This is a genomic window from Tateyamaria sp. (genome assembly GCF_039945315.1).
Taxonomy (GTDB): domain Bacteria; phylum Pseudomonadota; class Alphaproteobacteria; order Rhodobacterales; family Rhodobacteraceae; genus Tateyamaria.
Window position 1 is genome coordinate 64,772 of record NZ_JBDUXB010000065.1, and the last position, 24,222, is coordinate 88,993.

The window sequence follows — 24,222 nt, forward strand, 5'->3', positions numbered from 1 at the left end:
AGGTGTGGGGGGCATCGTTTCAATCAACGATAGCCAGCAGGAAGGACCTTTCCCCGATGTCCCCGACTCATCTGAAACGACATGCCCAACTGGTAGACGACATGGCCACTGCACGTGGGCTTGATCTGCAGGAAATTGCTTTGCGCGGTGATCTTAGCCCCTCGGATATTTCCGATCTTGTTCTGCGCTGCACCGGTTGCACGCAAACTGCAGCTTGTGAAAAATGGCTGTCCGAGCAAGTCGGTGCTGTGTCCTCCGCGCCCCACTATTGCCGCAACGGTCACCTCTTTGACGAACTGGCCCGCAAATCAGGCTGACACGCCCACAGACACCGCCGCAAAGAAACAGGTGGAGGCAGCCAGCACGAACCCGTGCCACACCGCATTCTGATAGCGCATTTGCGGATGGCGGTAGACCAGCGTGCCCAGTGTATAAAGCAAACCGCCCCCGACGATCAGCCCAACGGTTGCGGGGGGCAACGTTTGTGTCATTGGCCAGATCAGCAGCACACTAGCCCAGCCCATGCCAAGATAGACCAGCAGTGACCCACGCCCGTCCGCGGCCCAAAAGCTGAGCTTGGCCACAGCGCCTCCAAGGGCAACAAGCCAAACCCCAGCCAGAACCACATAAGCAAAAGCTGAGCCGATCAGGACCACCAACGGCGTGTAGGTGCCCGCAATTTTGAAATAGATTGCTGCGTGGTCAATCCGCCGTAACAAGGGGCGCGTCCGCTCCCAGGGCAGAAGGTGATAGAGCGCAGAGGCAACGAACGAAAACAATAGAAACCCCGCATACATGCTGGTGGCAGCAATCTGCGTCGTGGTCTGGGTTTGGGTGACGTAAACCACGAGGACGATGCCCGCGATCAGGGTCGCGATCAGACTAAGGGCATGGACAGAGGCGTCCGCAAGGGTTTCGCGCAAGGAATATGGATAAGGCATGACACCAAACTGACCGCTGTTGCGCCCTCAGTCCACAGTCGCACGCGTCACGATTGAGTTGACGTTGCGCCAACGCGCCTCAGGTGCCAGCGATATATCAAAGGTGCCAAAACATAGTCATATGTCAGACAAGCTAGCTTGTTCAAACCGGGCAGTGAGAGCAGGCGCGCAAGCCAGCGATACCGGGGCATGTCTTGCCACAACACAATGAACGCCGGAATGCCGGAATACATTTGGGCGTCCTTCATGACATACAGCCGACGCGCTGCTTCATCAGGAGTCAGGCCCCAGTCGTCGAGCGCATCCCGGTTGAGATCCTCAAACCGGATAGGCAAGCCCGTCCGTTCAGAATAGGCGGCGTAGTGGTTGATCTCAAAACTGCACACCGGGCAGTCGGCATTGTAAAGGACGCGTGTGTTGTCTGTCATAGACGAAAAGTAGGGCTGCTATTCTCGTCCAACAGGGGCAATGCGCCGCAGGGCAAGACTCAACGCGGTTTGTTCCCGTCAATCCAGCGCGACATCATCAGCTTGTCCCGGAAGCATTCCGGGGGGATGTCGCGTCGCTTCAACCGGGCAATGCGTTCGGCAAACTGGACTTGCTTGGCACTTGGATATGCAGAAAACCGGGACGCAGGCGCGCGTTTGGCGCGATCAATCCATGCCGACAAACCAGTCTTGTTGCGCAGCAAGGCGGACGGGATTGTCTGACCTGTCCGCGCCGCAAGCGTGCGGGCATATGCGATCTGTTTTTCACTCGCGGGCACAGGTGCCTCTATCGGCAGTGCCCCTTGGGCGGGGTCAAACAAGCTTGGCTGGCGTGCATGATAGGACATCGATGTTCTCCATTCTCGAGAGTGAGAACAAATATAGAACATTTATTGAAAATTGCAAGGATGCGCCCAATTCCGTCGGCGAGAGCTGTCACAGTTTGGAATGTGATCCGTCGCATAGTGGTTTGTTTTCGCTCGCCTTGCAGCCGCAAAAGAACACCTTCTTGCTTTCTTCGGCGGTGTATTTGTGCGGATTGATCCCGGTATCTTTATGCGATCCGTCGCAAAACGGTTGATTGGCGGACTGGCCGCATGCACACCAGAAATAGGACTTTCCGGCCTCTACATCGACGGGGTACGGCGCTTTTTGGGCGATTTTGGGTGTCGTCATCGGATCAGACCTTTCGTTGAGCAATACCGCTCACATAGGCGGGAGCCTGAAAATTTCGACTTCATTTGTCATGCAAGGTCAAAAGGTCAGACCAATCGCCCCCAAAGATCGTATTCGCCTGCTTCGTCTACCTCGACTGATACGATGTCACCGGGCTTAAGTGCCTCAAAGCCTTCATCGATGAACAGATTGCCATCAATCTCGGGCGCATCCGCTTTAGTGCGGCAGGTCGCGGCCTCATCGTCGATTTCATCCACAATGACCTGAATCGTTTGACCGACCTTGGCCGCCAGCTTCGCTTCTGAAATGGCCTGCGCCTTCTCCATGAACCGGTCCCAGCGCTCTTGTTTGACCTCTGCCGGTACATGATCGGGCAATGCGTTGGATCGCGCCCCCTCCACGTTTTCGTATTGAAAACAGCCCACGCGGTCCAATTGAGCTTCGTCCATCCAGTCGAGCAGAGTCTGAAATTCGGCCTCTGTCTCGCCGGGATAGCCGACAATAAATGTCGAGCGCAGCGTGAGATCGGGACAGACGTCACGCCACGCTGCAATCTCGTCCAGCGTCTTTGCCGCGGCGGCAGGACGGGCCATGCGCCGCAGCACATCAGGGTGGGCGTGTTGGAAAGGAATATCGAGATAAGGAAGCACCAAGCCATCCGCCATCAGCGGGATCAATTGGCGCACATGCGGGTAGGGATATACGTAATGCAGACGCACCCACGCTCCCAAACTGCCCAGATCGCGCGCCAGATCCGTGATGTGCGCACGATGCCCATTGGCTTCGGCATGTTTGATATCGACGCCATAGGCTGACGTGTCCTGAGAGATCACCAAAAGCTCGCGCACGCCTGCCTCAACTAGCTTTTCGGCCTCGCGCAGCACTGCATGAGCTGGGCGCGAGGAAAGGCGGCCCCGCATGTCTGGGATGATGCAGAATTTGCACTTGTGATTGCAGCCTTCGGAAATCTTGAGGTAGCTGAAATGGCGTGGGGTCAGGCTAACGCCGCGTGCGGGCAGGAGATCGATAAAGGGGTCCGGGTCTGGCGGCACGGCAGAGTGCACTGCATCCAAAACCTGTTCATATTGGTGCGGTCCGGTCACAGCCAGCACCTTGGGGTGCGTGCCGGTGATGTATTCGGGTTCTGCACCAAGGCATCCGGTCACGATCACGCGCCCGTTTTCATTCAGCGCCTCACCGATGGCTTCAAGGCTTTCGGCCTTTGCACTGTCAAGGAAACCGCACGTGTTGACGATCACCGCGTCCGCTCCTGAATAGTCGGGCGAAATGCCGTATCCTTCAGCGCGCAGCCGGGTCAGAATCCGTTCGCTGTCCACCAGCGCCTTGGGACAGCCAAGCGACACCATGCCAATGGTCGGCTGGCCAGGGCGGCGGTTAGGGTCCATCCGCGCCTTTGGCGAAGTATCATCAAGCCGCACCTTTGGTGCGAGATCAGGGCGGAGGTCTGGCGGATTTGTGCTCATACCCTGCCTCTTATGCGATCACATCTGCGGCGAAAAGGGTTGGGGTGGGTAGCGGCCCTGCGTTAGGCTGATTTCAACCACGTCACAAGAACGGAGCAGGCCTATGAAATGGATCGCACGGCTCATCGGGTTCTTCGTTGTGCTTGTCCTTGTGGCTGGGGTTTCCCCGCTTTTCTTACCCGCCGATCGCATCGCGCGGCTGGCGACGGATCAGATGCGCAACGCCACGGGGCGGGATGTTCGCATCACGGGTGATGTGTCTATGACCTTGTGGCCAGTTCTGGGGGTCAGCGTCGGCGGGCTTGAGGTCGACAATGCTGATTGGTCCGAACAGGGGCCAATGCTGACCGCTGAAAACGCAGCCATCGGTGTGGATGTGATGGCCCTGCTAAATCGTGAAATCCGGATCACCAATATCGAAGCCACGCGCCCAACCATAAGACTGGAAAGCCGCGCGGATGGCCGAGCGAGCTGGGTTTTTACAGACGCCAGTGGCGCAGCACAGATCGAAACCGAAGTCGCACCAGACACCCGCACCCCGCAAGCGGTGTGGATCGAGAACCTGTCCGTCAGCGATGCGACGTTGATTTATGACGCCGAAGGGTCTGACCTTGTGTCCTTCGCAAACGTTGATCTTACGCTGACTTGGCCCGAACGGCTGGGTGCGGCCGAACTTGCGGCCACGCTCAGCCCGGCAAGGGCAGATGTGGACGTGCGGGCGACAATTGGCGGGTTTGCGGGCTTCATCACTGGGCAGGTTCAATCTGTTACCGCCACTGTCACGGCCGGGGGCGGATCACTCGCGCTCGTTGGGCGGGGCAGCACAGCGGGTGACGTCGCCGGGCAACTGACGCTGGACATGCCAAACACGGATGACTTCTTAACTGCTCTTGGCCTGCCGGCACCCGGACTACCCGCAGGTCTGGGACAGTCCGTTGACTTGCGCGCGGACCTGACCCTGACATCGGACCGGCGTTTATCTTTGCGCGATGTTGTTGCGGACTTGGGGGCCAACGCAGTTGCAGGGGCGGCTGATATCTCGCTGAACGGAACCCCGGAGGTTAACGCGCAACTGAGCGCGGGGGCGCTTGATCTGAGTGTGGCCACAAAGGCAGGTGGCGCATCAATTGGGGGATCTGCAGCCCCTGCGGGCTCTGGCTGGCCCACTGATGTTTTGGATGCCAGTGGATTGGCCAGCTTTAACGGACAAATCGCGCTGAGCGCTGACTCGATTGACCTTGGCCAGTTCAAACTGGGCCAAACCCGCGCGCTTGTGCGCAATGACAACAACCGCATGGTGTTTGAGTTGCGCGAGGTGGCGGCCTACGCGGGCAAGCTTACGGGCGAGTTTGTGATGAACAACCGGTCGGGCCTGTCTGTTGGGGGCAAGCTGTTGGCCACTGGGATCGACATGCAGGCTGTATTGCGGGACGCGGCCCAAATTGAGCGACTGACCGGAGCGGCGGATGCCGAGATGTCCTTTCTGGGGTCAGGACAGTCCGTTGACGCTATCATGAAGTCGCTGTCTGGTAATGGAAAAATCCAGTTTGGGCAGGGCACGATTATTGGCATTGATCTGGACCGTTTGATGCGCTCCGGTGCGACCGGGGCTGGGACCACGGTGTTTGACAGTCTTGCGGCGACATGGACGATCGACGGAGGCGTGATGCGCAACGATGATCTTCTCTTGCGCCTCAGCAACTACGAGGCGCAAGGTGCAGGAGAGGTCGGGCTGGGCGCACAGACGATTGATTATACATTCACGCCAGTGGCGCTCCGGGCCAACGACGGGAACGGAATCGCGATCCCCGTCCGCATGGTTGGACCTTGGTCCGATATCAGCATTCGCCCGGATCTGGAGGCCGCCCTTGACCTAAACCTCTCCGCTGAAAAGGAACGGCTTGAGCAGCAGGCCGAGGATGCGGTGCGTAGCAAGGTCGCTGAGGAACTCAATGTGACGGATGAAGGTCAGGACCTCGAAGAGGCGGCCAAAGATAAGCTGGAAGATGAATTGAAGAAAGGGATACTCAAACTGTTTGATTAGGCCGCCCAACACGCAATTTTTCGGAGATCCAGATGCCATCCACGCCCGAAGCCAACAAGGCAAACGCGATCGCGTTTTACGACCTGATGTTCAACCAATGCGAACCGCGTGCCGCGATCGAGGCCTATGTGGGCGATGTCTATATCCAGCACAATCCGCATGTCGGGGACGGCAAGGAAGCATTCATTTCCTATTTCGAGGAGATGGCGGCGGGATATCCGGGCAAGGAAGTGCGCTTTGTCCGCGCCATCGCTGAAGGCGACTTGGTCGTTTTGCACTGCCACCAAACTTGGCCGGGCAGTGATGACTACGCGGGCATGGATATCTTTCGCTTTGATCAGAACGGCAAAGTGGTGGAGCACTGGGATGTGCTGCAGGTAATCGCGGGAGAGTCCAAGAACGAAAATGGGCTGTTCTGAAAGATCAGACTAGGGCGCTCGCATCATGCGCCCGCCTTGCTTAAAACGTCTGGTCGTAGTCGCCGACCCCCGGTTCGGTGCGGATCACGTCATCGATGTCTTTGAAGATTGCGCGCAACTCGGCTTCAGATTCCGGGCTTTCGCACACGACGACAAGGTTTGGTGTGTTGGACGATGCACGAACCAGTCCCCAGCCACCATTGTCCAGGATGACACGGGCCCCATTTACTGTCACCACTTCTTTGATCAGGCGACCGCCGATGGATCCACCGTTCTCGTGCCGATCAACCAGCTTCGCAACGATCCGTTCAAGGATGTCGTATTTCTCAGTATCCGCTGCATAGGGCGACATCGTCGGCGTGGCATAGGTCTTGGGTAGGGCACGGCGCAGGTCGGACATTTTCATATCCGGGTTCCTGTCCATCAACTTGCAGATTTCGACAGCCACCCGCATTCCGCAGTCATAACCACGCCCGATGGGCTCAGCGAGGAAATAGTGGCCTGACTTTTCAAACCCCGCCAGCGCGCCCAGCTCCTTGACCCGCCGCTTCATATGGCTGTGTCCGGTTTTCCAATAGTCCGCGGTCACGCCATTTTTGATCAGTTCGGGATCCGAGGCGAACAGGCCGGTGGATTTTACATCTGCAACGAAGGTTGCATTGGGATAAATCTTGGCCAGATCGCGGGCCATGATGACGCCAACCTTGTCGGCAAAGATTTCTTCGCCCTCGTCATCCACAACACCGCATCGGTCGCCATCACCGTCAAACCCTAGCGCGAAATCCGCACCTGACGCTTTCACGCTGGCGGCCATGTCATGCAGCATCTCCATGGCCTCAGGATTGGGATTGTAGTGAGGAAAGGTGTAGTCGAGTGTGTTGTGGCTTTCGACCACTTCGACTCCAATTCGCCGGAACAACTCAGGTGCAAATGCGGCCGCAGTGCCGTTGCCGGTCGCGCAAACGACCTTGAGCGGGCGCGTCATTTTGAAATCACCCACAAGGTCTTGCAGATAGGCCTCTTGCACGCCGTCCACAAACTCATACCCTCCGCGTGGACGCGGTTCGCCCCGGCCGTTCAGAACGATCTCCCGCAACTCGCTCATCTCGTTCGGGCCGTGAGTGAGGGGGCGTTCAAAGCCCATCTTGACGCCTGTCCAGCCGTTGGGATTGTGGCTGGCTGTCACCATTGCGACGGCGGGTACATTCAGGTGAAATTGGCTGAAATAGGCCATCGGGGACACAGCTGGACCGATGTCCTTGACCTGAATGCCAGCCTGCATCAGCCCCAACATCAGCGCGTTTTTGATCGACAGTGAATAGTCGCGATAATCGTTGGCGACTGCGATTTCAGGCTTGATCCCGCGGCGGTGCATCTGGGTGCCGAGGCCTAACCCAAGGGCAGTGATCCCCGGTAGGTTGATCTCATCCGGGTATTTCCAGCGCGCGTCGTATTCGCGAAAACCTGTTGGCGCGATCATCGGGTCGCGCAAAAATTCCCAAGTGTTGGGGGTGACAATCGGTGCGGGTTTGGTCATCGAAACGTACTCTGCTTTGAAAAATGATTTAAATCGAAAGAGGATCGGCCTTGGCCAACGCGTCGAACTGCATCAGGCTTTCGACAAGGCGCGGCATCTGATCCAGATACACCATGTTCGGTCCGTCAGAGGGAGCGTTATCTGGGTCGGGATGGGTCTCGATGAACACACAGGCCACACCAAGGGCGACCGCGGCGCGGGCCATGACGGGGGCAAATTCACGCTGCCCCCCGCTCGAGCCACCTTGCCCACCAGGTTGTTGCACCGAATGGGTTGCATCCATCACCACTGGATACCCCGTTTTCGCCATCTGAGGCAGGCTGCGCATGTCGGCCACCAGCGTGTTGTACCCAAACGAGGTGCCGCGTTCGGTCAGCAGAATGCGGTCATTGCCGGTGCTTTCAACCTTAGTGATGATGTTGGGCATTTCCCAAGGTGCAAGAAACTGACCCTTCTTGATATTGACCACCGCTCCGGTGTTACCCGCGGCCAGAAGCATGTCAGTCTGGCGGCATAAAAAGGCGGGGATCTGTATGATGTCTGCCACCTCGGCGGCCACGGAGCATTGTGCTTCGCTGTGCACATCTGTCAGCACCGGCACACCGAACGTGTCCTTGATCGATTGCAAAGCAGCCAAACCCGCTTCAATCCCCATGCCGCGTTGCCCGGACAAAGACGTGCGGTTGGCTTTGTCGTAGCTTGCTTTGAATACGTATTGCGCCCCGGCGGCCTTACAGGCCTCTTGCATTTTGCCGGCGATTTCGTGGCCCTGATCTAGGCTTTCAATTTGGCAAGGGCCTGCGATTACCGTCAGGGGGCGGTCATTGCCGATGTTCAGGTCGGCGACTTGGACATGTTTCATGTTAGCTGGTCACTTGTTCTCTGAGGATCGACGCGGTTAGGGAGATCATCAGATAGATGCCTGCAAAGACCAGAAAAGCCAAGATCGTGTTCTCAAACGCGCGTGGATAGGAAGGTTCCTCGCTCGCGATTGGGTCAACAGCAACCGTCAGGTAGCGCACTTGACGCGATGCCTCGACCCGGGCCTGTTCCATCGTTTGCAGCGCCGACTGCATCATCATATCGCGCGCGGCGAGGTCTGCTTGGGCGATCTGAATGCGCGCGGCCAGTTCAGCAAGGGAATTCTCGCCCCGCGAAACATCTGTCATCTTGCTATTCAGGAGGTTCAACTGGGTCTTGAGGATTTCCAGCGTCCCACGGGCCCCATCGACCCGGCTTTGGTTCGGACGGGAATTGTTGAGCAAGCTCGCCAGTTCGATCTCTTTCTCGATCACCTGTGTTTCAAGTTGCGAAATCTGGGCGCGCAGCGAGGCGATCACACCCTCCGGGTCCAGCGTTGACCCCTCGATCTGCAAGCGAACAAGAGACTCCTGAGCCGCGCGACGATCGATTTCAGCGCGGTCAAACCCTTCGCGGGCGTCGCGCATCTGGTCTTCGCGCTTTTGCTGAGACAGGTTGTTGACCCGTTGTTCCGCATACTCGATCAACTGGCGGGAAAAATCCGCCGATACTTGCGGATCTGCCGCGGCTACTTCCATACGGATCATGCCTTCGGTCGGGTCGTAGCCGATTTTTACATTTTTCTTGTAAACCTTATAGGCCTCTTCGTTTGTAGGGGCTGCGCTGAGGCGCTGGATTGGATCAATCCAATCCTGGGTGAAGTGGGACTTGAACCCGACATCCTGATCAAGACGCAGCATCGCGTCCTTGGACTGTAAAAAGCCTTGTACCGCGATGCTGTCGGAATTGGTCGCGAACTGAGTGGGTAACAGACCCCCCAACGCACCACCGCCGCCGGAACCTTCATTCTGGATGATCAGAAACTCGGATTTAGTGGCGTACATCGGCGTGGCAATGGCGTAAAAATAGTACCCGGCCAGAAAGGTGGGCAGCATCACGAAAAAGGCCAGCCGGACCAGTAGGAGACCTGTTTTGCGGCGCCGTCTGCGCGCGATGTCGCGCTGGATGTTGAACATTTCCTGCGCACGACGGTCTGCGGGGCTGACCTCGGTAGAGGGCAGTTGCTGTTTTCTGACAGGCACTGTCTGGGGCAGCTGCACGCGGCCCTTGGTAGCACCTGCACCCCCTTCAGATGCAGGTAAGCTGGCAAACGCATCCGGGGCGCCACCCTCATGTGGTTCGGCACCGGCCTGTGGCACGACCAGTTCCAGCATGTTTGAGCGCTGAAATGGATCGATGCCCTTGGCACGCAATAGGCGTACTGCGTCGAAATCGGACGTGGCTGGCAGCTTGTGTTTTTGCGCGACGCGACGCGCCATGCGCAACTGGCGACCTGTCAGTCCTTCTTGGCGGATGGCATCAATGGTGTTTGCACTGTCGACCTGCTTGGTTGAAGGTGCCTCGCTTGCGGCTGCGGCTGCGGCTGCGGTTTGGGCGGCTGCCGGCTGCGCACTGTTTCTCGGTGCAGAGGCATCGCGTTGCACGGCTTTCACGGGTTGTGGTTCACCGCCGCCAGCATCTGCCTGCTCCGCCGAGGGTGCCGCACGTTTGATGCGGAACTTTCTAGCTTTGGGTTTCGTAGTCATAAAGCCGTTTCGCCTCTTCCAGCGTGTCAAACATGTGTAGTTTGCCATCCAGAAGGACAGCAGCCGAACGCGCGAACTTTTCCAGTGTCTGCGCCTGATGTGACACGATTATTATTGTTGTGGTGCGCAGCCGTTCTTGCAGCACCTCGCCTGCTTTGCGGTTGAATTCGACGTCGGTGCTGGATGGCATCCCTTCGTCGATCAGATAAATGTCGAAATCCAGCGCCAGCATCAGCGAAAACGAAAACCGCGCACGCATGCCTGATGAATAGGTGCCGATGGGTTGGTCGAAATACTCACCAAGATTGCACAACCAGCGGCAAAAGCTTTCGACATAGTCGGGGTCAAGCCCATAGAGACGGGCAATGTAGCGGCAATTTTCGTGGGCCGAAATCTTGGAGATCACCCCGCCCATGAAACCGAGAGGGAACGAGATGTTGCAGAGGCGTCGAATTTCCCCCTCATCCGGTTTTTCCAACCCTGCCATCATGTTGATCAAAGTTGTTTTGCCTGTGCCGTTCGGGGCCAATACACCGAGCGAATGTCCCAGTTCCACGCGGAAAGACACACGGTCAAGGATCACCTTGTGCTGTGTGCCAGTCCAGAAGGACTTGGAAACATTTTCAAACTCTAGCATCCCGTTGCTCCGCGGTGTGCTGGTGGTGCCCCAAGATGTACGCGTGGGGCGATCCCTCCTTATCAGAGGTGTATTAACGGCCTCGTCCTTAACCGTGGCTATATTATGTCGAAGTTCACGTTAAATGTACAGGATCGACGCTGCACTGTTGCGCAGCGTCGAACAATGATTTTTCAAAGGGTTCGGCGGAGTGTCGCCGTCCGCTTGACGCTTAGGATCAGGCGATCACTTGCCATGCCAACCCGGCAAGGATGGAACCGGTCAGCGCAAACCCAAGATAGGCGGCGAATACCCTTGGTTTGACCAGTGCCCAAACTGCAATTGCTGCTGGGATTGAACTGACGCCACCAGCGATCATGAAGGACATCGCCGCTCCGCTTGCCATACCTTGATCCAGCAAATCGCCGATCAGTGGAGCCGCCGCATACCCGTTGAGGTACGCTGGCATCCCAACCAAAGCGCCCAGCATGATGGTGCCAATACCAGTCCCACCAAGCACGTTGGCGATCAGATCAGCAGGCATGTAGTAGACCATCAACCCTTCAATCACATAGGCCAGTGTCAGCCATTTCAGCAGGAAGGCGGCGTTCTCAAGTCCCGCGCTGCGGAAGATGGCCACACGGTCGCTGTCTCCCCAGAACTTCCATACTGGCTTGGTCGAAAACGGAGCTTTTACTCCGCAGCATCCGCCCACGGCAGGTTTGTCCCGCAACGGGTTGGTGAAGACGGGCGTGCCGGACAGAAGCAACGTGCCAAAGCCGCCGAACATGCCTAGCGCGATGGCTGCCACGGTTTTTGCCAGTGCAAATTCCATACTGATTGCACCTGTAGTAATCGCAAACATGGCTGGGTCCATCAAAGGCGAGGCAAGCCAGAACGCCATAACAGCCCCAAGCGGCGCACCCACGGCAAGAAGGGCAGCGATGAACGGAATGACTTCGCACGAACAGAACGGAGAAAGGCCGCCCAGCAGAGCTGCCATTACAATCATGCGCGCGGGGTTGCCTTCAAAGGCTTTGGCCAGCAGGTTTTCGGCCCCTGTCGCTTTGAGATAGGCGATGGCCAGTACGGCAAAGGCGATGAAAGGCATCGTGCCCGCCAGTGCCTTGGCCGCGAAAATCAGGACATCGTCAACTTGTGCAGTGTCAAGAAGTGCGACGAGCAGGACGATGACGCAAATGGCCAGCCAGACGCGGTCAATGCGCGCCAGCCAGTTGGTGCGCGGGATTGGGGTCGTTGTATCAGCCATTGTTTGCGTCCTTTTGGAAATCCACGCTGTCGGCGCAGCACTCAGTTAGTAGAAAAGCCGAGAGGCTTTGTACTTCGTCAAATGCGACGGCTGCGCAGATGATCGAACGGCCCTGACGCGATTGCTTTACAAGGCCCGCGGTCGACAAGATTTTCATGTGATGTGTTAGGGTCGAACCCGTCACATCGGTCCGCTCTCCAAGGTCGCCGATGCTTAGACCTTCGGGGCCTGCGCGCACGAGCGTTCGCAGAACGGACAAACGTTGTTCGGACCCAAGCGCTGCAAATGCACTGGCGGCGCGGGTGAGATCGAGCGGGTGGGGTGATTCCATTTTCATATTTCTAGAATTGTCGAAATGAAGGGGGTCTGCAAGCATTATTTCGACAAACATCGAAATGTTTGCCTAAGTCTCTGGAGTGTTTAGATGTTTAGTATGAGTATAGAAGCTGATCTTGGCGCTTGTACGATCTGTGCTGATCGCTTTGCCGCAACGCAAACACAACACCAGCCCCGCCCAGTTGTGTGGTTTCGCCCCGGCGTGCGCATCCTCGTGGCCGGTCAGGCCCCCGGAGCACGGGTTCACGAAAGCGGGCGTCCCTTTACTGATCCATCCGGCGATCGGTTGCGCGATTGGTTGGGAATAGATGCAGAGACGTTCTATGACCGTGACAAGCTGGCGATTGTACCGATGGCCTTTTGCTTTCCAGGCTACAACGCCAAGGGATCAGACCTGCCGCCGCCCAAAGTTTGCGCTCAAACATGGCGGCATCAGGTGATGGCACATGTCGGGGAGGTCCCGCTGGTTCTGCTGATCGGGGGGTATGCTCAAAGCTGGCATTTGGGCGCGAAGGCAGGGGTGACCGAGACGGTTGCGGACTGGCGCAAATACGCTCCGCAAAGCTTTCCCTTGCCTCACCCGTCCTGGCGCAATACCGGGTGGCTGAAGAAGAATCCGTGGTTTGAGGTTGATGTACTGCCTTCTCTGCGCGCCCAAGTGAAAGACGTGCTGGCATGACTGAGACGCCTCTTGATATCGCACACAACGCAATGTCCGCCGCGCCGGACGATGATGCGCTGCGCCTGCGCTTTTTCGAGCGCCTTGGCGATGCAGAATTGTTTTTGCTGCTCGAGGACGAGGCAGAGGCAGAGGGCGATGCGGTTACCCCTCAAGTCTTTGATCCGGGCTCCGGCTCTATTGTTCTGGTTTTTGACCGGCCTGAAAGGATGAGTTCATTTGTCGAGGCCGAAGTGCCTTACGTGGCGCTGTCCGGGCGGGTCATCGCGGGGCTGCTTGCTGAACAGGACCTTGGGCTGGGGTTGAACATGGGTGTGGCGCCCTCGTCCTTTCTGCTCGATGCAGACGGGGTGAAGTGGCTGGCGCAAACTCTGGGCCATGGCCCGGACGAAGTTGAGGCGCAGTTGGCTGAAGTTGCACCACCGACAGGCCTGCCGGATGTGCTGATCTCTGCGCTTGATACGAAGCTGGCGACAGCCACTGGATTGGCACAATTGGCCTATCTTGTGAGCAGCACCGATACGTCTGGCGCGCGCGGTCATTTGCTGGCTTTTGTCGGGGCCGCACCTGGGGCGGAGCCTGCTCTGGCACGGGCGGCGTCTGAGGCACTGACCTTTTCGGGGATCGAGGCAGGCGCGATGGATGTTGCCTTTTTCGACGCGGGTGAGCCAATCACTGAGCGGCTGGCGCGGGTAGGTCTGCGATTTGACCTGCCACAACCGGCCCCGGCGCGCAGTCCCGAAGTCATTGCGCCCGGATCAGACCCGGACCGTCCGCCCAAGCTGCGCTGATCACGGTCGGGTTTCAGGCGGTCACATCCGCGCGAGACGGCCTGATAAGGGCTTTGGCGATCCTCTATAGTTGTAGCACCAGCAGGGCAGATAACGCGACCTGTTGCCCCGAACATGACCAGATGCCATCGTGCAAAAAGGATACTTGAAAGATGATGAACCGTTTCACCCTTGCCGTTGTTGGTGCCGCCAGCGCACTGACCTTTGCCACAAGCGCTTTTGCAGGCCCCCAGTATCTGGACGAGACCGGCTATGCGGTGTCGGGATATGACGTTGTGGCCTATTTTAGTCTGGAACAATCGCCGGTTGGCCAATCCCAGCCTGCTGGCGTGCCGGGCAAATCGTCCATCACGGCAGACTACAATGGCGCGACGTTTGCGTTTTCAACCGAAGCAAACCGGGATGCGTTTGTTGCTGATCCAGCCAAGTATGCCCCTCAGTATGATGGCCACTGCGCTTATGGAGTGGCCAAAGGTGGCAAGGTGCCGGGCAACCCGAACCTGTGGCGCGTCGTGGATGGCAAGTTGTTCCTGAACATCAACACAGCTGTTGTTGGTTTCTGGGAAGAAGACATTCCGGGCAACCTTGATCTGTCAGAAGGCAACTGGGTTTCTTTGGATGCAAAGCCGGCGTCGGAAAATACGATCCCGAAGTTTTCCAGCGCTGCGCCGCAGGGCTGACGTGAGCAAAACGAAGTCAGATATCAAAGGCCCGGCGCGCATTTCGCGTCGGGCCATTGGCTTTGGAGCAGGGGCCCTTGTTTTGGGTAGTGCGGTGTTTGCATCGCGCTGGTTCAACATTTCTGCTGATGCCAGAGCCGACGGCAATTTGCGCGTTGAGGATGCACACAAGGCTGCGTTGTCCGGCGCTGTTGTGCTGGTCGACATCCGCCGTCCTGACGAATGGCAGCGTACCGGAGTCGGAGAGGGCGCTGTAGCGCTGGACATGCGACGCGACGACTTTACCGATGCGCTCCTTGCACACACTGCCGGTCGGCAGGATGCGCCTGTGGCGCTGATCTGTGCACGGGGGGTGCGGTCTCGCGGATTGACGGCGAGGCTGACCTCTGCGGGGTTCACCAATATAATCGATGTGCCTGAAGGCATGCTTGGCTCTGGTGCTGGTCCCGGCTGGTTAAAGCGCGGTCTACCCGTGGTTGCGTGGTCCCCGACCTAGCTGTTGTCAAAAGGAGCACGCTAACGTGCGCACTCCATTCTTGATTTGCCTTCCATCTTACAAATCCAGTCAGAGATCGGGGCTTGTGCCCGGATCAAAGTGGACGGACGGCGATGGCATCAAAGTACTTCACCAATTTACTCTGCGGCGATGTCAGGTACTTCGATACGTGCGCGCAATCCGGCCCGTGCCACGCGGGCCTGAGCCACAATTGTGGGTTCCCGCAGTGTCAGTGGGTTGTCCAAACGCAGTGCTCGCGCCGCGGTTGCGCTGAGAGCTGAAAGGGGAACTGCGAGCAGCAGACTGATCATGATCGGCAACAACCACAAGGAAACTAATCCCGACAACAGTCCTGCCAGCAACAGCGTTCCTATCGCAGTTTCAATCCAGTGAAACTGGATCAGCTTGCCCAAAGGATAGGCGCCCGCGTCCCTTTTTTGCGGCTGCCATCCGTTGCCGCGCCCAAACACGCTGCGCAAAACTGCGCGGGTTTGCTGGACCATCATTATGGGCGCATACGCCACAGACAGGGCCAGCTCGATCCCCACAGCTCTCAGGAACGCGCCCCGACCGCCAAACAACTTGACCGCTTTGTTCTGTGTCATGATCAGCGTCGCGCAGGCAACTTTTGGAGCCAGAAGCATTGCGTACATCACCACCAGAAAGACCGCACTGTCGATATGTGTCATCGCCGGAGGCCAGTTTGGGAACAGAGGATTGGCTTCGTTGAAATAGGTGATCAGGTTGGTGTTGGCATCCCTGCCCAACAACGCCCAAAAGGCCAGCAAAACGAACCAGGCTGGCGACATCAGGTAGGCGGCCGCGCCCTGAAACAAGTGAAACCGGCTGATCGGGTGCAGGCCCCGGGTGGCAAGCAAGCGCAGGTGTTGCAGGTTGCCCCGGCACCAGCGGTTGTCGCGCACTACGTAGTCAATCAGCGTGCCGGGCGTCTCTTCGTAGCTGCCTGAGATGCGCGGCAGAAACCGCACGCGCCAACCGGCACGGCGGAGCAGCGATGCTTCGACAAAGTCGTGCGAAAGGATGAGATCCGTGCGCCCTGTCACGCTGCGCAGATACGGCAGGCCAGCAGCGGCTGCAAAGGCACGGGTGCGGATGATCGCGTTGTGGCCCCAATAATTGCCCTCGGTCCGCGCCCAATGTGCCAGTCCTTCAGCCAGCAGCCAGCCATAAGCCACGTTTGAAAACTGCTGCATCCGGGCAAACAGTGTATCGGCACCAATCAGTTGCGGACAGCTTTGGATCAAACCGGTTTGTGGGTCAGCAGCCATTTCGCAAGCCAGCCTGTCAATCGCGCGCCCGGTCATCAGACTGTCAGCGTCCAGAACAACCATCGCCTCATACGCGGCGCCCCAGCCGGTGATCCAATCCAGCAGGTTGCCGACTTTCCGGTCGGTGTTTTGGGGGCGACGACGATAGTGGACAGGGAATGGCGCGCTATACGCCAGTGTTTCGAAGGCGTGCAACTCTTGCGCGGCCAAAGTATCATCGCGTGTGTCCGACAGGACAAACAGGCTGTAGCGATGTCCGCCACGTTGCCGGGCCAGATCTGACAGCATGGCTGCTGCATTGCCAAAAACGTCAGACGGGCGTTCGTTGTACACAGGCACCAAGAGGGCAACGTCCAGGCTAGTTGCGTGTGCGGCTTGCCGTGCCGGATCACGCCGACCGACCAGACCAACCGTGACCGTTGACACGGCCAAGGTCACCCAAACGAAGGTCAAGCCGATCAGAGTGAGGAGTACATATTCCAGCCAGCTCATTCCGCTGCTTGCAAAGACACCGTACAGCCCCCAGACCATCAGTGCGGTCGTAATCAGCGCCGGAGCGAACACGGCGATGCGCCAGAGCGGTGCCTGTTGCACGGGTGCCGTGACGGCCATGTCAGGGGCCGCAGAAAAACTCTGCGTCGGCATAGCCAACGGCGCGCGCGCCGGCATATGCACGTGTTGGCTCACGACTGTGTCCAACGATAAAGCCACACTTCGCTCAGGGCCTGGCCATCAAGGCGCAGTTGGGCGCGGAATTCGGCCCATATCGCCTCACCCGGCGTAAATGTGAAGGCAAGGCGCGGGCCGCCTGTGGCGGGGTTGCGCTGAATGATCCCTTCGGTCACTTCGCCCGCGGAACTGCGCACCAACCGTTCAATCTGACCCAGATCGTCGGGTACGTGATCGCCCGCTTCAAAGTCGATGGCAAAGATGCGTCCACCTTCAGGTCGCCCACCGGCGGCTGTGTTCAGCACCCGCAAAGGCATGGCCGCCTTGGGCGCCGGGTCGCTGCCCCAATCGAGGCGATAGGTGATCTTGTGCGACGTGCCCGGTTCGATATCCGCTGAGGGGCGCCAGTAGGCGACAATGTTGTCGTAGATTTCGCGGTCCGCCGGTATTTCGACCAACTGGACATTGCCGCGCCCCCAGCCTTCGCCCGGAGTGACCCAGAGGCCGGGGCGGCGGTGGTAGAGGGCTTCGAGGTCATTGAAATCCGAGAATTCTCGGGCCCGTTGCATCAGGCCAAAGCCACGCGGGTTGTTGTCCCCAAAGGCGCTGATTTGCAGCGTCGTGGGATTGGCAAGCGGACGCCAGATCACCTCGCCTCCACCGTTGTGGATCATCAATCCGTCATTGTCGTGAACTGCCGGGCGGAAGTCGTCAAAGCGCTGACGGTCCATGTCGTCAAAGAGGAACATCGACGTCAGGGGCGCGATGCCGACATGGGTCAGCGAATTGCGCGCGAAAATTTCGGCCTCGACCATCATGGTCAGAGGCTGGCCCGGCATGATTTCAAATCGATAGGCCCCTGTGCACGACGGGCTGTCGAGCAGGGCATGAAGCACGATCTTGGCCGCGCCGGGTGCCGGTTCTTCGAGCCAGAAATGAGTGAAGTCGGGGAATTCCTCGCCCATCGGGTCGCCGGTCTTCAGGGCAAGACCGCGTGCAGAGAGACCATAGATATCGCCTGTACCGATGCCCCGGAAATAGCTTGCGCCCTGAAAGACTGCGTATTCCTCGTAGATACCCGGTTGGCGCAACTCTGCCCGAAGGCGCAGGCCGGAATAGCCCAACGTTTCGTCGATCGGCACATCCGGGAATTTGTCAGTTGTGTCGAAAACGCCCATGTCAAAGACCATCGGGCGGGCTTGATCCCCCTGAACCACGTAGGTGCGGATAGCTTGGGGAAAGTAGAGACCGGGCGGGAAGACATCGACCCGTTGCGGCGCGTCGGACCCTTCCCACAGCGCGTTGCGACTGTCGAACCAGATCTTGCGGTATTGATCATACGTCAGGTTGCGCCACTCCGCCGGGATCAGGGGACGAGGCTGGTAGTCTCGCGAAGCCATCTCGCGTGCCATCTCGGCCACATCACTTGGTGCGAATGGTTTCGCGTCCCCAAGCTGTAGACCGGGTTCAACTGCATCCTCTGCCCAAGACGCGCGTGGTGCTGCGGCGAGTGCCGCAAGGCTTGCCAAAAATTCACGGCGTAGCATCAGCGCACCTCTTTCGGTTTCCAGGGTGTCGTCTTGAACCACCCAGCCAGATAGGCGGTCAGGATCAGGCAGCCGCAGCCAAACGCGTTGACGGCCAGAACCGTAACTGTCTCCCGACCCAGAACGTCCATTGCAAAACCATTGAACCGCGCAACAAAGATCGACACGACAAACACGGCCAAAGATTGCTGCCCGACTTTGAGAATGATCTGCAGCACTACATTCCATGCACGCCCAAACGCCCCTGCGCCGGCACGAATTCGGTTTCCTTTGTCCCCGGCAATCACCCAGCAAACATAAGCCAGCGCAAGGAACTGGACATAGCGCAGCAGCCCAAAATCGGTCTTGGAAATCCACTGACGGTTTTCGATCCGCCATTCACGGGCCCAGTCAAAACCGAATTCACGCACGCCAATGTTGGATAGGGGCACGTTCGCGACCACGATGAATGTGGCAATCCCGATCAGAACCGGAGTTACTGGAGGCTTGGGTATCCATCCACGCATGAAGGCAAAGCCGGTGAAGAATACCAGTTGCCAGCCAAATGGATTGAGGAACCAGCGCCGTTGCCAGTCATCATCCCCCACCCAAGGCTCAGCTGTGAAGTTGAGGTAGGGCAGGCCAAGGCTTTCCATGAAAGCGCGTTGGCCAAAAAACCACAGGGTGAGACTGGCAATGGCCAGCAGCGCAAAATGGGTGCGTCCAAGCACAATGACGATCGGCATCATGGCGAGGATCACCATGTACATCGGCAGGATGTCGAACAGATTAGGCACCCATTGCAGGGTCATAAAGCTGAACAAGATGTTCGGATTGTTCCAGTGCTCACCTTCGACAAACAGCATCCACAGGTTCAACTGGCCCCAATAGTTGCGCGTCGTGATCTCAAGATCGGTGAGAAAAGCGAGCATCGCGGCGGTAGCGAAGAACAGGCCGATATGCGCCCAGTAGACCTGCCAGATGCGATAGAGGACGCGCGCGGTTCCCAAGACCCATCCGGCCCGATCAAACGTGGCCCCGAAGGCAATGGCCGAAGCCATGCCCGAACAGAACACAAAGATCTCTGTGGCGTCAGAAAAGCCGAACCGTGCCGGGATCCACGACGTGATGAAGTTGCCCGGCGTGTGGGCAAACAGGATGATGAACATCGCGATCCCGCGGAAAAAATCCAGACGGATATCACGCACCCGAACCGCATTGGCGGGGGCGGCAGCGGCGGGCGCTGCTTGGGTATGTGTTGGGTCGGCAAACGTCATGGCCGTTCTTTAGTCTTCTTTACTCAGGTTGTCTTGACCCACCGGATTATTGAGCCGGGATACGCCGTGCATTGTGGATGCTGGCAAGGCGAGTGCTGGAGAACCTGTCCATCGCGCCTGCGCGGCGTGCGATGCGGTCTTCGATAAGTGTTTCAGTGGCATCAACTAGGCCTGCACGCAGACCTGCGTCGATTGTCATCCGTTCAAACACATCGCGCTGGGCATGGCTTCCCCCGATGGTTTGCATGCCGGGACGCGCCGCGGCGAGGCTTTGGAAGGCTTGTTCGTAGCGCCCTTCGGAAAAGGCATTTAAACCTGCAAGAGCAGCCTGACCCGGGTTCGCAACTCGCGCGGGCATCTCACCACTGCGCACCGCGTCGCGGGCAAACCGGTTTGTCATAGAGGCTTGGGCGGTACTGCGCCCGGCGGCACCTAGGGCCAGCATGTAATGCAGGTCGGCGAAAACGAGACAGCCGTCGTCTGTGCGGTTTTGGGCCAGATCGGCCAACTCGTCCCACCGAGCGCCGACATGGACACCCTCCAATTCCAGACGCATCAGCAACGATGTGGCGTTGGCCATGTCGCGGTAGTCATCCGTCTTTTCGCTTCGCACCTGATCGTCGTAGATCGCCAGCACGATGTCTGTCTCACCCTGGTCCAAATGCAGCAGCGCTTTGTGCCACCATACGTGGTAGCGGAAGTTGTTACAGTGATCCCAGGCCGAGCAGTTGTTTTCGATCAGCGCAATGCCGTGGTCGGGGCGCGCTGTCATGTCATAGACGTGGGCCACGGCGTGCAGGCCCCACGCGTCGTCACCGGCCAGCCCTAGTCCCTTGAGGCCAGCGGCTTCGGCGGCGTCATACTCGCCCGTTTCTTCAAGAGTGAAAGCGTGGCAGCCAAGCACGTATCCTTCCAGATCGTGACCTTTATGCGCATCCAGCACGTTCTCAATGGATGTCCGCATACCCACGCCATCGCCAAGGATGAAGCGGATGGCGTGACTGACTTTGGCGGATAGGGTGTCAGTGGGTTGATTAACCAGTATCCGCTCCATTGCAGCAATGGCACCGGACGGTCGTCCGTCCAACCATTCGCCAAGGGCGCGGACCCACAGGCGTTCGCGGGTGCTGCCGCCGGATGCGGCCAATGCCGCCACGGCCGCCTGCCCAGCCTCGCGCGCCACTACGTTCAACTCGCGCCGTCCCATCATCAGAGAGAACAGCCCCTTGGCCGCGTGTCCCATCGCAAAGTTCGGAGCCCCGCTGAGCACAGCGCCCAGATGTGTTGGGGTTGCAGTACCATGTGCCATGAACGCGCGGATCAGAGCGTTCCATTCCTCAAGCAAGGCAGGATCGTCCAGACTGACGGGGGATTGGCAAATGTCGTACATCATAGATGGAAAACCCTTTATCTCGTGCTGTCTAACGCTCTAAACCATCTGGCTCTTTTTGGGACCCATTGCGCGCCGCTCACACGCACACGTGAAGGGCGAGCAGGGATTCTGTGAGCAAAATTTCAGCGTGTCAGTTCAGAAACGGCGGTTTTCAGCCAAAGCACTTGGGGGCAGCGCCTCAATCTTGCTTTTTCGCAGATTTCAGAGTGGCGAGAACGGCTTGGGTGTCTTGACCAAACCGGGGCGGGGCCCGGTCATAGCGCACAGGCGTCGCGGAAAATTTCAGCGGATTCGCCAAAAGACGGACATGGCCGTCGGCAACATCCTCGCGTTCGACTTCGACAACTGTGCCGCGTGCTTGCGCCTGCTCCGATGCTAACGCCTCGGCCACATCATGGATCGGGCCGCAGGGGACTTTGACCTCTTGTAACATCTGCAGGATATCGGCCTTCGCCATCTTCGAAAGGATCGGGCGCAAGGTTGGGATCAGGCTTTCGCGGTTCTCAATTCGGCCAAGATTGGTCACAAAACGCGCATCCTGTGCCAGTTCCGGCACGCCGAGTGCATCGCAAAACCGAGCAAATTGCGCATCGTTGCCGACAGCGATCAGGACGTGGCCATCGCTGGCCTCAAACGCATCGTAAGGCACGATGTTGGGGTGCGCATTGCCGCGGCGTTCGGGCACTTGGCCGGACGTGAGGTAGTTGCATCCTTCATTGATCAACCAGGCCATTTGTGCGTCGACAAGGGACAGGTCGATGTGCTGGCCTTCGCCTGTGTGATCGCGGTGGCGCAGGGCCGCGAGAATGCCGATTGTCGCGTACATCCCGCACATCACATCCGCTATGCCGACGCCGACTTTCATGGGCGCTCCCTCCGGTTCGCCTGTCAGTGACATGATCCCGCCATAGCCTTGCGCCATCAAATCGTATCCCGGCTGATCCCGGTTTGGCCCGTGCTGTCCAAAGCCAGAGATCGAGCAGTAGACAAGCCCCGGATGCGCCGCGCGCAGGGTCGCATGATCCAGCCCGTATTTGACCAGCCCGTCCGGTTTGTAATTCTCGATCACAATGTCCGCGCGTGCGGCCAGTTGGCGTATGATGTCCTGCCCTTCGGGGGTCGAGATATCGACGGCAATGGACTGTTTGTTCCGGTTGGCCGCCATGAAGTAGGCCGACAGATCCGTAGGCTTGCCATCGGTGCCTTTGGCATAATTCGGCCCCCACCCACGGGTGTCGTCTCCGCCGGTTTTTGGGTTTTCGACCTTGATCACTGTCGCGCCCAAATCTCCCAGCAGTTGGGTGGCAGTCGGGCCTGCAAGGATGCGGGACAGATCAAGGACGAATACGCCATCCAGTGCGCCGGGTTTAGATGCGTCCATCGTAAGCCCCCCGGTCGATCACGCAGGCGATCACACTAAAGGTGTCGCTGGATTGGGCGGCCTGCAATGCGTTCTGTAACTCGGCGCGTGAACTCACGGTGTGGCCAGCTCCGCCAAAGGCGCGGCCCATGGCGGCAAAGTCGTGTTTTGCAAATTCAACACCTTTATTGCTCAACTGCCTCTGGCGTTGTTTCAACTCGATGAGCGCCAATGAGGCGTCAACAAAAACCACGAAGATGGTTTTGAGGCCCAGTTCCGCAGCTGTCGACAACTCTCCCGCAACCATCAGGAACCCGGCATCCCCGGAAAAACTGACCACACAACGATCAGGTTCAACCACTTGGGCGCCCATCGCCAGCGGGATGGCGCAGCCCATCGTGCATAGGGCGGATGACTGCATGATCCCACGTGGTTCGAAACACTGCCACATCTGGCTCAACAAAATACGGTGCGCGCCGCTGTCGGCAGTGGCCAGCGTGTCGCGGGGCAGGGCGGTGCGGCAGGTATCGATCACAGCGGCGGGCCCCCATGCATCGTCACATGGGAATGCGGTGGCCAAATCGGCGCGCGCTTTGTCCACTTCTCCACCTGCCCATGTGGCGTTTGGCACCACGCCGTCGCGCATCGCGGCCAGCGTCGCGCCACAGTCCGCCACGACATTCATGCTCGCCTGATGCATGTAATGGTGGTTCGGCTCTGCTGTGATGTCGATCATTGTCTGGATTCCGGGAAAGTAGAAATCTCGCCATCCTGTGCGCATCTCGATCGGGTCATAGCCAAGGCCGATAATCAGATCCGCGCGTTGCACAAGAGGCAGCAGAACGGCGTCCGCCTTTGGGGACAGGCCTGCACCACCTAGGGCAAGCGGGTGATCTTCGGGAAGTAATCCTTTTGCCTTGTAAGTGGTGATGACGGGTACGTTGAAGGTCTCAACAAAGCTGCGCAATGCCTCTGAGATGTCTACGCGCCGGGTATCGAACCCTTGGGTCAGCGCATCTACGCCTACGATCAGAATGGGGCGTTCTGCGCGGGCCAGATGCGCCCGCATCTCCTCGAGTTGAGCAGGGGCAGGTACCACGGGCGAGGCGACAGCACGCTGCGCAGGAATCTCCGGGGTGACCGGCGTGACGGCGACAGTAATGGGCACATCGATGTGCACTGGGCCAGGCCGTCCTTCAGTTGCAATGGCCACAGCCTTGTCCGCGATCACATGCGCGGCTCCGGTGTTGAGAGTGAACGTCGCTTTGGTGATGGGGCGGAATACCCGCGTCTGATCAAGCACCTGATGGGTGTAGGTTTGCGCCTCATCCTCATCCACGCAACCTGCCAACACAATGAGGGGCACACGATCCTGATGGGCATTGGCGACCGCATTCACACCGTTCAAAGCGCCCGGGCCTACCGTCGCGACCAGTATGCCCGGTGCTCCTGTGCGGTGCCACGCGCCCTCCGCCATAAAGGCAGCAGCGTTTTCGTGTTTGCACAGAATGAACGTAATCCCGGCACGCTCCAGCGCATCCACCAGCGTCAGAACTTCACCCCCCGGCATCCCAAAGGCATGCCGGCACCCCGCATCATAAAGGCGCGCAGCCAAGACGTCGGCGGCGCGGGGCGGGGAAGGGGGTATATCGGTCATCTTCGCTCTTTCACGTCTGATCGCGGTG

24 protein-coding genes are annotated in these 24,222 nt (G+C 58.5%); 7 read left to right on the forward strand and 17 right to left on the reverse strand.

Annotated elements, in window-relative coordinates; translation table 11 throughout:
* Positions 1 to 56: 56 nt before the first annotated feature.
* Positions 57 to 317 carry a DUF6455 family protein gene (locus ABJD00_RS22725; RefSeq protein ID WP_413829093.1) on the forward strand — a complete coding sequence of 87 codons (261 nt, stop codon included), beginning with the start codon at positions 57 to 59 and terminating at the stop codon, positions 315 to 317.
* Here the strand turns inward: ABJD00_RS22725 and trhA are convergent.
* The 5 genes from trhA to rimO all read right to left on the reverse strand — a co-directional run bounded on the left by trhA (position 309) and on the right by rimO (position 3,588).
* Entirely contained in the window at positions 309 to 941 is a 633-nt protein-coding gene (trhA, locus tag ABJD00_RS22730) for a PAQR family membrane homeostasis protein TrhA (protein WP_413829095.1), read from the reverse strand. The genes ABJD00_RS22725 and trhA overlap by 9 nt on opposite strands.
* 47 nt (positions 942 to 988) lie before the next feature.
* Positions 989 to 1,369, reverse strand: a complete 381-nt coding sequence (locus ABJD00_RS22735) for a thiol-disulfide oxidoreductase DCC family protein (protein WP_413829097.1) — start codon at positions 1,367 to 1,369, stop codon at positions 989 to 991.
* Positions 1,370 to 1,428: 59 nt separating this feature from the next.
* On the reverse strand, positions 1,429 to 1,776 hold the full coding sequence (locus ABJD00_RS22740; protein WP_413829099.1) for a hypothetical protein: 348 nt from the start codon (positions 1,774 to 1,776) through the stop codon (positions 1,429 to 1,431).
* 88 nt (positions 1,777 to 1,864) lie between these two features.
* A complete protein-coding gene (locus ABJD00_RS22745) occupies positions 1,865 to 2,104 on the reverse strand; it encodes a CDGSH iron-sulfur domain-containing protein (RefSeq protein ID WP_413829101.1) in 240 nt (79 codons plus the stop codon).
* An 86-nt stretch (positions 2,105 to 2,190) separates the two neighbouring features.
* Positions 2,191 to 3,588, reverse strand: a complete 1,398-nt coding sequence (gene rimO, locus ABJD00_RS22750; RefSeq protein ID WP_413829103.1) for a 30S ribosomal protein S12 methylthiotransferase RimO — start codon at positions 3,586 to 3,588, stop codon at positions 2,191 to 2,193.
* A 103-nt stretch (positions 3,589 to 3,691) separates the two neighbouring features.
* Here rimO and ABJD00_RS22755 point away from each other — a divergent pair, with 103 nt between their 5' ends.
* Together ABJD00_RS22755 and ABJD00_RS22760 are read left to right on the forward strand one after the other, a co-directional pair.
* Positions 3,692 to 5,632 carry an AsmA family protein gene (locus ABJD00_RS22755; RefSeq protein ID WP_413829105.1) on the forward strand — a complete coding sequence of 647 codons (1,941 nt, stop codon included), beginning with the start codon at positions 3,692 to 3,694 and terminating at the stop codon, positions 5,630 to 5,632.
* A 32-nt stretch (positions 5,633 to 5,664) separates the two neighbouring features.
* Complete coding sequence (locus ABJD00_RS22760) at positions 5,665 to 6,051, forward strand: nuclear transport factor 2 family protein (RefSeq protein ID WP_413829106.1); 387 nt, start codon at positions 5,665 to 5,667, stop codon at positions 6,049 to 6,051.
* A gap of 40 nt (positions 6,052 to 6,091) precedes the next feature.
* Here ABJD00_RS22760 and ABJD00_RS22765 read toward each other — a convergent pair whose 3' ends face one another.
* From ABJD00_RS22765 to ABJD00_RS22790, 6 genes are all read right to left on the reverse strand, one after another.
* Positions 6,092 to 7,588: a phosphomannomutase/phosphoglucomutase gene (locus tag ABJD00_RS22765; RefSeq protein WP_413829107.1), complete on the reverse strand. Its 1,497-nt coding sequence runs from the start codon at positions 7,586 to 7,588 to the stop codon at positions 6,092 to 6,094.
* A 28-nt stretch (positions 7,589 to 7,616) separates the two neighbouring features.
* Positions 7,617 to 8,450, reverse strand: coding sequence for a 3-deoxy-8-phosphooctulonate synthase (gene kdsA / locus ABJD00_RS22770; protein ID WP_413829108.1), 834 nt, complete (start codon positions 8,448 to 8,450; stop codon positions 7,617 to 7,619).
* Between the two features lies 1 nt (position 8,451).
* Positions 8,452 to 10,155 carry a capsule biosynthesis protein gene (locus tag ABJD00_RS22775; RefSeq protein ID WP_413829109.1) on the reverse strand — a complete coding sequence of 568 codons (1,704 nt, stop codon included), beginning with the start codon at positions 10,153 to 10,155 and terminating at the stop codon, positions 8,452 to 8,454.
* On the reverse strand, positions 10,133 to 10,792 hold the full coding sequence (locus ABJD00_RS22780; protein ID WP_413829110.1) for an ABC transporter ATP-binding protein: 660 nt from the start codon (positions 10,790 to 10,792) through the stop codon (positions 10,133 to 10,135). Before ABJD00_RS22780 ends, ABJD00_RS22775 begins: the two co-directional genes overlap by 23 nt.
* A 217-nt stretch (positions 10,793 to 11,009) precedes the next feature.
* Positions 11,010 to 12,041, reverse strand: coding sequence for a permease (locus tag ABJD00_RS22785; RefSeq protein WP_413829111.1), 1,032 nt, complete (start codon positions 12,039 to 12,041; stop codon positions 11,010 to 11,012).
* Positions 12,034 to 12,378 carry an ArsR/SmtB family transcription factor gene (locus ABJD00_RS22790; protein ID WP_413829112.1) on the reverse strand — a complete coding sequence of 115 codons (345 nt, stop codon included), beginning with the start codon at positions 12,376 to 12,378 and terminating at the stop codon, positions 12,034 to 12,036. Before ABJD00_RS22790 ends, ABJD00_RS22785 begins: the two co-directional genes overlap by 8 nt.
* A gap of 87 nt (positions 12,379 to 12,465) precedes the next feature.
* Here ABJD00_RS22790 and ABJD00_RS22795 point away from each other — a divergent pair, with 87 nt between their 5' ends.
* The 4 genes from ABJD00_RS22795 to ABJD00_RS22810 all read left to right on the forward strand — a co-directional run bounded on the left by ABJD00_RS22795 (position 12,466) and on the right by ABJD00_RS22810 (position 15,023).
* Entirely contained in the window at positions 12,466 to 13,056 is a 591-nt protein-coding gene (locus ABJD00_RS22795; RefSeq protein ID WP_413829113.1) for a uracil-DNA glycosylase family protein, read from the forward strand.
* Positions 13,053 to 13,847 (forward strand): SseB family protein, encoded by a 795-nt coding sequence (locus tag ABJD00_RS22800; RefSeq protein WP_413829114.1) that lies wholly within the window; start codon positions 13,053 to 13,055, stop codon positions 13,845 to 13,847. The genes ABJD00_RS22795 and ABJD00_RS22800 overlap by 4 nt, the downstream gene beginning before the upstream one ends.
* Before the next feature lie 155 nt (positions 13,848 to 14,002).
* A complete protein-coding gene (locus tag ABJD00_RS22805; protein ID WP_413829147.1) occupies positions 14,003 to 14,527 on the forward strand; it encodes a YHS domain-containing (seleno)protein in 525 nt (174 codons plus the stop codon).
* Position 14,528: 1 nt separating this feature from the next.
* Complete coding sequence (locus ABJD00_RS22810) at positions 14,529 to 15,023, forward strand: rhodanese-like domain-containing protein (RefSeq protein ID WP_413829115.1); 495 nt, start codon at positions 14,529 to 14,531, stop codon at positions 15,021 to 15,023.
* 137 nt (positions 15,024 to 15,160) lie between these two features.
* On the opposite strand, the gene mdoH is transcribed toward ABJD00_RS22810, so the two are convergent.
* The 6 genes from mdoH to ABJD00_RS22840 form a co-directional block, all read right to left on the reverse strand.
* A complete protein-coding gene (gene mdoH, locus ABJD00_RS22815; protein WP_413829116.1) occupies positions 15,161 to 16,999 on the reverse strand; it encodes a glucans biosynthesis glucosyltransferase MdoH in 1,839 nt (612 codons plus the stop codon).
* Entirely contained in the window at positions 16,996 to 18,528 is a 1,533-nt protein-coding gene (locus ABJD00_RS22820) for a glucan biosynthesis protein (RefSeq protein WP_413829117.1), read from the reverse strand. Before ABJD00_RS22820 ends, mdoH begins: the two co-directional genes overlap by 4 nt.
* Positions 18,528 to 19,784 carry an OpgC family protein gene (locus tag ABJD00_RS22825; RefSeq protein ID WP_413829118.1) on the reverse strand — a complete coding sequence of 419 codons (1,257 nt, stop codon included), beginning with the start codon at positions 19,782 to 19,784 and terminating at the stop codon, positions 18,528 to 18,530. The genes ABJD00_RS22820 and ABJD00_RS22825 overlap by 1 nt, the downstream gene beginning before the upstream one ends.
* 46 nt (positions 19,785 to 19,830) lie before the next feature.
* Positions 19,831 to 21,177 (reverse strand): tetratricopeptide repeat protein, encoded by a 1,347-nt coding sequence (locus tag ABJD00_RS22830; protein ID WP_413829119.1) that lies wholly within the window; start codon positions 21,175 to 21,177, stop codon positions 19,831 to 19,833.
* A 178-nt stretch (positions 21,178 to 21,355) separates the two neighbouring features.
* Entirely contained in the window at positions 21,356 to 22,558 is a 1,203-nt protein-coding gene (locus tag ABJD00_RS22835) for a CaiB/BaiF CoA transferase family protein (RefSeq protein ID WP_413829120.1), read from the reverse strand.
* Positions 22,545 to 24,194, reverse strand: coding sequence for a thiamine pyrophosphate-binding protein (locus tag ABJD00_RS22840; protein WP_413829121.1), 1,650 nt, complete (start codon positions 24,192 to 24,194; stop codon positions 22,545 to 22,547). Before ABJD00_RS22840 ends, ABJD00_RS22835 begins: the two co-directional genes overlap by 14 nt.
* Positions 24,195 to 24,222: the final 28 nt, after the last annotated feature.